This is a genomic window from Micromonospora deserti, assembly GCF_003236335.1.
In the GTDB taxonomy this organism is placed as follows: domain Bacteria; phylum Actinomycetota; class Actinomycetes; order Mycobacteriales; family Micromonosporaceae; genus Micromonospora; species Micromonospora deserti.
The window spans coordinates 1-10,004 of sequence record NZ_POUB01000225.1 but is presented as its reverse complement, the minus strand read 5'-3'; the positions used below and the strand labels follow the sequence as shown (position 1 = coordinate 10,004).

At 74.2% G+C, this 10,004-nt stretch carries 13 protein-coding genes; 7 read left to right on the top strand and 6 right to left on the bottom strand.

Annotated elements, in window-relative coordinates:
- Nucleotides 1-274 (bottom strand): TetR/AcrR family transcriptional regulator (locus C1I99_RS24370; RefSeq protein WP_146604040.1); only part of this gene is annotated, 274 nt, incomplete at its 3' end.
- A gap of 100 nt (nucleotides 275-374) precedes the next feature.
- Here C1I99_RS24370 and C1I99_RS24365 point away from each other — a divergent pair.
- Both C1I99_RS24365 and C1I99_RS24360 read left to right on the top strand, forming a co-directional pair.
- A complete protein-coding gene (locus tag C1I99_RS24365; RefSeq protein WP_111136532.1) occupies nucleotides 375-1,343 on the top strand; it encodes an ATP-binding cassette domain-containing protein in 969 nt (322 codons plus the stop codon).
- A complete protein-coding gene (locus C1I99_RS24360; RefSeq protein ID WP_233512686.1) occupies nucleotides 1,336-2,100 on the top strand; it encodes an ABC transporter permease in 765 nt (254 codons plus the stop codon). The genes C1I99_RS24365 and C1I99_RS24360 overlap by 8 nt, the downstream gene beginning before the upstream one ends.
- A 68-nt stretch (nucleotides 2,101-2,168) precedes the next feature.
- Here C1I99_RS24360 and C1I99_RS24355 read toward each other — a convergent pair whose 3' ends face one another.
- Entirely contained in the window at nucleotides 2,169-2,672 is a 504-nt protein-coding gene (locus C1I99_RS24355; RefSeq protein WP_111136533.1) for a hypothetical protein, read from the bottom strand.
- Nucleotides 2,673-2,729: 57 nt separating this feature from the next.
- Nucleotides 2,730-4,361 (bottom strand): RecQ family ATP-dependent DNA helicase, encoded by a 1,632-nt coding sequence (locus C1I99_RS24350; RefSeq protein WP_111136531.1) that lies wholly within the window; start codon nucleotides 4,359-4,361, stop codon nucleotides 2,730-2,732.
- Here C1I99_RS24350 and C1I99_RS24345 point away from each other — a divergent pair.
- Nucleotides 4,348-4,632 carry a hypothetical protein gene (locus C1I99_RS24345; protein WP_111136530.1) on the top strand — a complete coding sequence of 95 codons (285 nt, stop codon included), beginning with the start codon at nucleotides 4,348-4,350 and terminating at the stop codon, nucleotides 4,630-4,632. The genes C1I99_RS24350 and C1I99_RS24345 overlap by 14 nt on opposite strands.
- A gap of 113 nt (nucleotides 4,633-4,745) precedes the next feature.
- On the opposite strand, the gene C1I99_RS24340 is transcribed toward C1I99_RS24345, so the two are convergent.
- Nucleotides 4,746-5,696, bottom strand: a complete 951-nt coding sequence (locus tag C1I99_RS24340) for a TIGR03557 family F420-dependent LLM class oxidoreductase (protein ID WP_111136529.1) — start codon at nucleotides 5,694-5,696, stop codon at nucleotides 4,746-4,748.
- A 78-nt stretch (nucleotides 5,697-5,774) separates the two neighbouring features.
- Nucleotides 5,775-5,897 carry a hypothetical protein gene (locus C1I99_RS34625; RefSeq protein WP_267897513.1) on the bottom strand — a complete coding sequence of 41 codons (123 nt, stop codon included), beginning with the start codon at nucleotides 5,895-5,897 and terminating at the stop codon, nucleotides 5,775-5,777.
- Between the two features lie 178 nt (nucleotides 5,898-6,075).
- Between C1I99_RS34625 and C1I99_RS24335 the strand changes: the two genes are divergently transcribed.
- The gene (locus tag C1I99_RS24335; protein WP_111136528.1) at nucleotides 6,076-7,572 is read left to right on the top strand and encodes a glycoside hydrolase family 3 protein; all 1,497 of its coding nucleotides are present in this window, start codon (nucleotides 6,076-6,078) and stop codon (nucleotides 7,570-7,572) included.
- A 14-nt stretch (nucleotides 7,573-7,586) separates the two neighbouring features.
- Here C1I99_RS24335 and C1I99_RS24330 read toward each other — a convergent pair whose 3' ends face one another.
- Entirely contained in the window at nucleotides 7,587-7,874 is a 288-nt protein-coding gene (locus C1I99_RS24330) for a GNAT family N-acetyltransferase (RefSeq protein ID WP_111136527.1), read from the bottom strand.
- 120 nt (nucleotides 7,875-7,994) lie between these two features.
- Here C1I99_RS24330 and C1I99_RS24325 point away from each other — a divergent pair, with 120 nt between their 5' ends.
- From C1I99_RS24325 to C1I99_RS24315, 3 genes are all read left to right on the top strand, one after another.
- Nucleotides 7,995-8,360, top strand: a complete 366-nt coding sequence (locus C1I99_RS24325; RefSeq protein ID WP_111136526.1) for a hypothetical protein — start codon at nucleotides 7,995-7,997, stop codon at nucleotides 8,358-8,360.
- A 59-nt stretch (nucleotides 8,361-8,419) separates the two neighbouring features.
- Nucleotides 8,420-8,680, top strand: coding sequence for a DUF1206 domain-containing protein (locus C1I99_RS24320; RefSeq protein WP_233512685.1), 261 nt, complete (start codon nucleotides 8,420-8,422; stop codon nucleotides 8,678-8,680).
- Between the two features lie 70 nt (nucleotides 8,681-8,750).
- Entirely contained in the window at nucleotides 8,751-9,944 is a 1,194-nt protein-coding gene (locus C1I99_RS24315) for a mechanosensitive ion channel family protein (RefSeq protein ID WP_111136525.1), read from the top strand.
- The last annotated feature ends 60 nt before the right edge of the window (nucleotides 9,945-10,004 follow it).

Below are 10,004 nucleotides of genomic sequence, written 5' to 3'. Positions count from 1 at the left end.
GGGCGGGTGGGTCCCCGTACGCGGCGTCGGCCATCAGTTCGAGCAGGTCGCTCTTGGCGGACACGTAGCGGTAGAGCGACATGGTCGCCACGCCAAGCTCGCCGGCCACCCGGCTCATCGACACCGCGGGCAGCCCCTCGGTCTCCGCGACCCGGATGCCGGCGGCCACCACCTGCTCCAGGGTCAGGCTGCGCCGCGGGCCCTTTCCGGGGCGTTCCCGCAGGCCCCACGCGATCTCGACGCTCTCCGGCAGGTCGATGTCCGGGTCGCTCATCCTCACCTCTCGGTCCGGTCTTGACCGTCATCCTAGCTTCTGCGTATGGTGCACACAGTAAAGCGTATGACATACGCAGAACACGGAGAGTGAGAGGCGGATGGCGACAGCACCCCCGGCGGTGGAGACCGTCGAGCTACGCAAGTCCTACGGCGGGGTCGTCGTGCTCGACGGCCTGACCCTGCGGGTCGCCCGGGGCAGCGTCCACGCCCTGCTGGGCCCGAACGGCGCGGGCAAGACCACGACCGTGCGCATCCTGGCCACGCTCACCGCCCCCGACGGCGGCGCCGCCCGGGTGGACGGTCACGACGTGGTCCGTGACCGGCGTCGGGTGCGCCGGTCGATCAGCCTCGCCGGTCAGCACGCGGCCCTGGACGACGCGCAGACCGGGCGGGAGAACCTGGAGATGATGGCCCGGCTGGCCGGGCTGACCCGCTCGGCGGCCCGGCGTCGCGCCGCCGAGCTGCTGGAGCGCTTCGACCTGGTGGCGCCAGCGGGGCGGCGGGTGGCCACGTACTCCGGCGGGATGCGCCGCCGCCTCGACCTGGCCGCCAGCCTGGTCGGCGAGCCGTCGGTGATCTTCCTCGACGAGCCGACCACCGGGCTCGATCCGCGCAGCCGGCAGGGGCTCTGGGAGGTGGTCGGCGAGCTGGCCGGTGCCGGGGTCACCGTACTGCTCACCACGCAGTACCTGGAGGAGGCGGATCGGCTGGCCGACCGGATCGCGGTGCTGCACGGCGGGGGGCTCGCCGCCGAGGGCACCCCGAGCGAGCTCAAGCGGCGGTTCGGCGCGCACCGCCTGGAGTTGACGATGCACGACACGACCAGCTTCGCCGACGCGGCCGTCCGGCTCGGCGACCGGGTCACCCACCGGGACCCGGTCCGGCTGGAGCTGGCCGTGACCACCGACGGCAGCGGGACGCAGGTCCGCGACCTGCTCGACGAGGCCGATCCGGACCGGCGCGGGATCGCCCGGTTCACCGTCCGCGGCGCAACCCTGGACGACGTCTTCCTCACCCTCACCAGCCGGCCGATGGCGGCCGGGCGGCGGGAGGTGGCCGGTGTCTGAGCTGACCGCCCGGCCGGCCGACGCGCTGGTCATGGTGGGGCGCTGCGTACGGCTGTCCCGCCGCAACGTCGACGCGTTGCTGACCTCGCTGCTGCTGCCGGTGATCCTGATGCTGCTCTTCGTCTACCTGTTCGGCGGCGCGATCGACACCGGGAGCGCGTACGTCACCTACGTCGTCCCCGGCGTGCTGCTGCTCTGCGCCGGCTTCGGCGCGGCCAGCACGGCGGTCAGCGTCACCACCGACCTGGCCACCGGGGTGATCGAGCGGTTCCGCACGATGGACGTCGGCGGAACCGCGATCCTCGCCGGGCACGTCGTCGCCAGCGTCGTGCGCAACGCCGTCGCCACGGTCCTGGTGCTGGCGGTCGCCGTCGCCATCGGGTTCCGGCCGGCCGTCGACCCGCCGCGCTGGCTGGCCGCGGCCGGGGTGCTGCTGCTCTTCCTGCTCGCCGTGTCGTGGCTCTCGGCCGCCTTCGGCCTGCTGGCCCGCACCCCGGAGGCGGCCAACGGGTTCACCTTCCTGGCGATGTTCCTGCCCTATCCGAGCAGCGCGTTCGTGCCGGTGGAGACCATGCCGACCTGGCTGCGCGGCTTCGCCGACCACCAGCCGGTCACGCCGGTCATCGAGACGCTGCGGGCGCTGCTGCTGGACACCCCGGCGGGCTCGGCGCCGGCCCACGCGGTGGCCTGGTGTCTCGGCATCCTGGTCATTTCGATGGTCGTGGCCGCGGTGCTCTTCCGCCGCCGGATCGCCTGACCGCCCGGCCCGTCGGCCGGCGGGAACGGCGGTGGTGCCCCCGGCTGGGGGCACCACCGCCGCGCGCCTCAGTCGTCGAGCACCTGGGCGAGGCGGTCGCGGAAGTGCCGCTCGGAGTCGCTGACCACGTCCCCGCCGATGCCGAGGATGCCGCCGCTGGACGCGGCGCCCACCACCTGCTCGGCGACCTCCACCAGCCAGTGCTTGTACGCCCCGGCCTCGCCCTCGTTCACCTTGACCGCCAGCAGCGCCGCGGCGGCCCTGGCCCGGCCCAGCACGTCCTCGACCAGCGCGCGCGGGTCGGCCGGCTCGATGACCGGCAGCTCCGCTCCCGCCTCCGGGTCGCCCACCCGGGTCACGACCTCCCCCGCCACCGCGGCGACCAGCGGGCTGGCCGACTCCCGGCCGGCGGAGATGGTCTCCAGCCCGGCCGCGTTCTCGGCCATCGTGCGCCGGGTCCCGTCGGACTCGGCGGCGCTCGCCGCGGTCAGCACCGACTGGGGCAGGCCGACCAGCAGCCCCCACTCCTCGTCGGAGAAACCGAACCCGGTGTACGCCGGCTGCTCGATCACGGCAACGCCCTCCCGCTCGTCATCCACCTCGGCCCCGCCAGCGGCGCCGGGCTCAGGTTAGTCCAGGGTCAACAGGCCCTGTTCGGACACCACGCTGACGGACAGCGTCTTGTACCCCACCTCGTCGAAGAGAACCGTCATCCGGTCCTCCTCGTAGCTGAGCACCAGGCCGGGCCCCCACTCCGGGTGCCGGACCTGGCTGTGCACCGGGAACGGTCCGACCGCGCCGTCGTCGGGGGTGCTGGTGCCGGCGTGGCAGTTGTCGCAGTGCCCGCAGACCTGGGTCATCTGCTCGCCGAAGTAGGCCAGCAGCGTCTGCCCCCGGCAGGCGGTGGTCTCGGCGAATGCCCGCATCATGTCCGTCCGGGACCGGGTGACGCTCCGCTGCCGCTCCGCCTCGGCGAGGGCCGCCGTAGCCGCGTCGACCGGCGTCGGCGAGTAGCGGGGCGCGCCCATGCGCTGCTTCGCCCGCGGCTCGGCCGCACCGACCTGCTCCAGCAGGGCCAGGTACCGGCCGAGCTTGCGCGGGCCGAGACCGGTCAGCTCGCGCAGCTCCTTCTTGCTGCTGGCCCTGCGGCGCAGCAACGCGGAGAGGTCCCGCAGCTCGTCGACGTCCGGCAGACCGCCGGTGAAGAAGCGCCGCAGCCCGATGTCCTCGGCCTGCCAGAGCAGCAGTACCCGGGCCGGCCCGCCGTCCCGGCCGGCTCGCCCGATCTCCTGGAGGTAGCTGTCCGGCGAGTCCGGCAGTGCCATGTGGACCACCCAGGCGATGTTCGGCTTGTCGATGCCCATGCCGAACGCGGAGGTGGCGACCATGACCGGCACCTGGTTGGAGAGGAACGCCTCGTGCAGCTCCGCGCGCGCGCCGGCCGCCATGCCACCGTGGTAGTACGTCGACGGGAATCCGGCGTCGGTGAGCCGGGCCGCCAGGTCCTCGGCGGCGCGGCGGGTGGGCACGTAACTGATGCCCGGCCCCGTGCCGTCGCCGAGCAGGGCGATCAGCCGGCGCCACCGGTAGTCCTCGGTCGGGCAGTGCGTGACCTCCAGGAACAGGTTCGGCCGGTCCAGCCCGGACACCACCACCTCCGGGTCGCGCAGCCGCAGCCGGGCGACGATGTCGTCGCGGACCGGCGGGGAGGCGGTGGCGGTCAGCGCGACCACCGGCGGCCGGCCGATGCCCTCGATGAGGTGGCCCAGCGCCAGGTAGTCGGGGCGGAAGTCGTGCCCCCAGGCGGAGATGCAGTGCGCCTCGTCGACCGCCACCAGCGCCGGCCCCAGCGAGCGCACCTCGGCCAGCCGGTCGGGGTCGCTGAGCTGCTCGGGGGTGATGAAGAGGAGCTCGGCCAGGCCCGCTCGCACCTCGGCGATCGCCTCGGCCTGCTGGGCGGGTGACTCGTTCGAGCTGATCCGCACCGCGCGCAGTTCGGACCGCTGCCGCTCGTTGAGCGCCGCGATCTGGTCCTGCTGCAGGGCGAGCAGCGGGGAGATCACCACGGTCGGGCCGGGGAGCAGGCTGGCCGGGATCTGGTAGATCGCCGACTTGCCGGCGCCGGTGGGGAGCACCACGAGGGCGTCCCGGCGCTTCATCACCGCCCGCATGGCGGCCAGTTGGTCGGGCCGCAGCGCGGTCCAGCCGAAGAGACTCCGCGCCGCGCGGCGCAACGTCGTCGAGTGCGTGGGCAGCTTCATCGCGGGCCGGAGGTACCCGGTTGATCAGTGGCGAAACCGGCGACCGGTCCGGTGCGGGTTCCGGCCACTGCGGGCCGAGCAGCGGCTCGGCCGGGTCGCCGCGCGGGCCCGGGTGGACGCGGTCGCGGCCCTGGTCGTCGGGGTCTGCCACGACCTGGTGCTCAGCCACCTGCTCGACCCGGCGGCGCCGGCGCCGGCCGAGCTGTCGCCGGGGGCCGTCGACGACCTGGTCACCACCCTGCTGCACGGCATCGCCCCGCCCGGCGACTGACCGGCGCCGCCCGGCCCACCGCCGGTCCCGAATCCGCCAACCGCCGCCCCGGATTCGATGGCTGTCGCCCGATCCGCCAACCGCCGCGCCGGCGTCTTGGGTGCACACCGCTGTCAGCGCAGCCGGGGGAGCACCTCGCGCTGGTAGAGGTCGAACAGGCCCTGCCAGTCGGGGCCGATGTTGGCCACGTAGACCTCGTCGAAGCCGGCCTTCGCGTACTGCTCGATCTTCGCCAGGTGCGCGTCGGCGTCGCTGCCGCAGACGTGCACCTCCTTCATCATCTCCGGCCGGACCAGTTGGGCGGCCTGCTCGAAGTGGCGCGGCGAGGGGAGCACCTGGGACAGCTCACCGGGCACCCCGGAGTTGGGCCAGCGCTCGTACGCGATCCGCATCCCGTCCTCCTCGGTGCGCGCGTACGCGGCCTTGAAGCCGGCCTGGCACGGCTTGTCGCCCCCGCCGCCCTCGCGGAACCGGCGGACCATCTCCGCGTTCGGGGCGGTGTTGATGTACCCGTCGCCGATCCGGGCGGCGAGGTCGATCGACTTCGGGCCGAAGCCCGAGACGTGGATGGGCGGTGGGCTGTCCGGCAGCGTGTACACCCGGGCGTGCTGGACGGTGTAGTGCCGGCCGTGGTGGTTGACGAACCCGCCGCGCCACAGCTCGCGGATCACCGCGACCGCCTCCTCCAGCATCTCCAGCCGGACGTCGGTCTGCGGCCAGGCGTCGCCGAGGATGTGCTCGTTGAGCGCCTCGCCGGTGCCCACGCCGAGGGTGAACCGGCCGTCGTGCAGCACGGCACTGGTCGCCGCGGCCTGGGCGATCACCGCCGGGTGGATGCGGAAGGTCGGGCAGGTGACCGCGGTGGTGACCGGCAGCCGGCAGACCTGGCTGAGCGCGCCGATCGTCGACCAGACGAAGGGGCTCTGGCCCTGGGGCTCGGTCCACGGGTGGTAGTGGTCGGAGATCCACAGCGCCTCGAAGCCGGCCTGCTCGGCGCCGCGCGCCTGCGCCAGCAACTCGGCCGGAGTGAACTCCTCGCTGGACAGGAAATAGCCGATCTTCATGTTTCCCCCTCGCCGTCTGCACCTGGTCGACGAGGCAGGCGGTACCCCGGTGGGTGCCGTCCACACCGGCGGGCGGGCTCAGCGGCGGAATACGGCCCGGATCGCGGCCAGCAGCAGCAGGCCGCCAACCACCACGCCGAGCAGGCGTACGCCGGGGACGTCGGCCGGGCTCGTCGCGTCGGTCAGCAACACGGGATCCATCCCCGCACTGTCCCACGTCCGCGTCCCGGCGCAACTGTAAGGTTTATTGACTATTTCATCGCGCGGTGTGACCATGTCAGCACCGCCGCCGGTGGCGGGCCGCCGGGCGCGGAGGAGACGGGGGGGACGACGACCGCATGAGTGAGCGATTCACCAGCCACGGCGAGGGCGGGACCGCATGAGCGCACCGACGGACGACCTGGACCCACTGGCCGCCGCCGTCCTGCAGCCCGGCTTCGTCGGCACCACCCCACCCCCCTGGATCCGCCGCTGGCTCGGCGAAGGGCTCGGCTCGGTGGTGCTCTTCGCCCGCAACGTGGTCGAGCCGGCGCAGCTGGCGGAACTCACCGCCACCCTGCACGCGGAACGCCCGGACGTCATCGTGGCGATCGACGAGGAGGCCGGCGACGTCACCCGGATCGAGTCCGCCCGGGGCAGCAGCCGGCCGGGCAACCTCGCCCTCGGCGCGGTCGACGACCCGGCGCTCACCGAGGAGGTCGCCCGCGACCTCGGCGCCGAACTCGCCGACCTCGGCGTCACCCTCAACTACGCCCCGGACGCCGACGTCAACTCCAACCCGGACAACCCGGTGATCGGGGTACGCGCCTTCGGCGCGGAGCCGGCGCTGGTCGCCCGGCACACCGCCGCCTGGATCCGCGGGTTGCAGTCCGGCGGCGTCGCCGCCTGCGCCAAGCACTTCCCCGGCCACGGCGACACCCGGGTCGACTCGCATCACGACCTGCCCCGGATCACCGCCGACCGGGCCCGGCTGGACGCCGTCGAGCTGGCCCCGTTCCGCGCCGCCGTCGCCGCCGGCGTGCAGGCGGTGATGACCGGCCACCTGCTGGTGCCGGCGCTGGACCCGGAGCTGCCGGCCACCCTCAGCGGCCCGATCCTGAGCGGGCTGCTCCGTGACCAGCTGGGCTTCTCCGGGGTGGTGGTGACCGACGCGGTCGAGATGCGGGCGGTCGCCGACCGGTACGGCTTCGCCGGCGCGGCGGTCCGGGCCCTCGCGGCCGGCGCGGACGCGATCTGCATCGGCGGGGAGCGGGCCGACGAGGAGTCCGCCCGGCAGCTGCGGGACGCGATCGTCGCCGCGGTCATCGCCGGCGAGCTGCCCGAGGAGCGGCTCGCCGAGGCGGCCAAGCGGGTGGGCCAGCTTGCCGCCTGGACCGTCGCCGCCCGCGCGCACCGCCCGCACCGGGCCGGCATTCCGGCCGACGGCTCCCCGGTCGGGCTGGCCGCCGCCCGCCGCGCGCTACGGGTCACCACCGCGCCGGCCGGCGCGCCGGCGCTGCCGCTGACCGGCCCGGTGCACGTGGTGGAGTTCGAGCCGCCGCGCAACATCGCGATCGGGCCGGAAACCCCGTGGGGCCTCGCCGTGCCGCTGGCCGACCTGCTCCCCGGCACCACCACCGCCCGCTACGCCGAGACCGGCGTCCCCGCCGACCCGACCGCCGGCGCCGCCGGCCGCCCGGTGGTGCTGGTGGTCCGGGACCTGCACCGGCACGACTGGATGCGGGCGGCGGTGGCGCGAGCCCTGGCCGCCCGTCCCGACGCGGTCGTGGTCGAGCTGGGCGTGCCCGCCCTGGTCGCCGGCGCGGTGCACATCGCCACCCACGGCGCCACCCGGGCCGCCGCCCACGCCGCCGCCGGGCACCTCACCGGCCGGTGACCACGCCCAGGGCGTCAGGGCTGGGCGGTGACCATGTCGGCGTACTCGGGGTGGCGGTCGATGAACGCGGCCACGAAGGGGCAGCGGGGCACCACCCGGGTGCCCCGCTCGCGCAGCTGGTCGAGGGTGGCCCGGATCAGGGCCGAGCCCACGCCCATGTTCTGGAACTTCGGGTCCACCTCGGTGTGGGTGAAGACCAACACCTCGCCGCGGGGCAGGTACGCGGTGAACCCGGCCAGCGCGTCGTCGACCAGGATCTCGAAACGGTTCTTGGCGGGATTGTCCTCGACCAGGGTGCTCACCCGGCCATTCTGCCCCGCCGCCGGCCACCCGTGGACGACACCGCCCGGACACCGGCCCCACACCGCATCGATGATCACCGGCCGGTGCCGGCGTCGCGGCCGTCTCGTACCCTTGGCCGCGTGACGAACCGACCCGTTGACTCCCCGCTGACCCCCACCCGCCGGGCCGCCGGCCTCCTGGCCGGCCTGGCGCTCGGCGTCGCCGTGCTCGCCGGCTGCAGCTCCGAGGGCGCCTCCACCGACTGCGGGCTCGACGCCTGCACGGTCACCTTCGACCGGGGCGTGGAGGCGAGCGCCACCATCCTCGGCGTCGAGGCCAAGCTGATCGGCGCGCAGGGCGACCAGGTCACCGTCGAGGTGGCTGGGGAGCAGCTCTCGCTCACCGTCGGCCAGCAGGCCGCCGACGTCGGTGGTCTCGCGGTCACCCTGGACAGCGTCACCGACCAGGAGGTCAAGATCCGCGTTGCGCGGAATCCCGGCAGCTGACGCCCGTACGGGCGGCGGTGGACGACGTTCGGAGCTCTTCGCGTCCGGAGACTGAGGCCATGGCTCTCACCCGGAACGCCGAAGCCACCGCCGCCCGCACGGCGAACAGCCGGTGGCTCGAACCACTCGCCCGGTCCGGCTTCGTCGGCTACGGCATCGCCGGGCTGCTGGTCGTGGCGGCCGCGGTGAACTACGACCCGGAGCAGGCCCGCGGCCTGGACGCCACGCTGCCCGCGCAGACCCACGGGCAGCTCACCGTGGTGGCCCTCGGCATCGCCGCCTTCGGTCTCTTCTGTCTCCTCCAGTACCGCAAGGTCTGAGCTGGCCGATTCCGGAGACGCCGGGCAGGATTGGCCCCCTGCCCGACGCACCCCCGCCAGGAGGAGAGAAGTGCAGAGCTACCTCGGGACGATCGTCGCCGCGCTCGTCGCGGCGGCGACCGCCGTGTTCGTGGTCGAGGTCGCGCACCGGGTCATCCGGCGGCTCGGCCGACACTCGCAGCTGATGACGGAGCTCACCGAGCACGCCCACCGCTCGTTCCAGGTCGCCGCGACCGTCCTCGCCGTCCAGTTCGCCGTGCGGTTCAGCACCGGATACGCCGTCGGCATGCCGTGGCGGCGGGTGCTGCTGCACCTGCTGGTGCTCGCCGTGATCGCGAGCGTGGCCTGGCTCGTCGCCTCGCTGCTGGTGGTGGTCGAGGACACCGCCCTGGCCCGGTTCCGGGTCGACGTGCCGGACAACCGGCACGCCCGGCGGGTGCGCACCCAGGTGGTGATGCTGCGCCGGCTGACCATCGCGGTGATCGTCGTCCTCACGGTCGGCGTGATGCTGATGACCTTTCCCGCCGTGCGCGGCATCGGCGCGGGCGTGCTGACCAGCGCCGGTGTCGTCGGTGTGGTGGCCGCGCTGGCCGCGCAGAGCGTGCTCGGCAACGTCTTCGCCGGTCTCCAGCTCGCCTTCAGCGACGCGGTACGCCTCGGCGACGTGGTCGTCGTCGAGGGCGAGTGGGGCCGGATCGAGGAGCTGACGCTCAGCTACGTGGTGGTCCAGATCTGGGACGACCGGCGGCTGATCCTGCCCACCTCGTACTTCACCACCAAGCCCTTCCAGAACTGGACCCGCACCGAGGCGGCGGTGCTGGGCACCGCGGAGTTCGACGTCGACTGGGCGATCCCGGTGCAGGCCATGCGGGAGGAGCTGCGCCGCCGGGTGGAGAGCAGCGAGCTGTGGGACGGCCGGGTCTGCGTGCTCCAGGTGACCGACGCGACCGGCGGCATGATCCGGGTACGGGCCCTGGTCAGCGCGGCCGACGCCGGCAGCCTGTGGGACCTGCGCTGCCTGGTCCGCGAGCACCTGGTGGCCTGGGTCCGGGACCAGCGCCCGACCGCGATGCCGCGGATGCGCGCCGAGATCGGCGACGCCGGCAGCAACCTGCCCTGGCAGTGGGTCCAGCCCCGGCGGCCGGCACGGCGCACCGACGGCGAGCTGCCCGACGACGCCCGCCTCTTCGGGGGCAGCGACGACGGCGACGCCCGCAGCGAGGCCTTCGTCGGCCCCGACGAACCCGCCGAGTCACGCCGCTGACCCGCACCCCCGGAGCCCCTGGCCGCCCCGGCGACCGGGGGCTTCCGCGTTCCCGGTGGT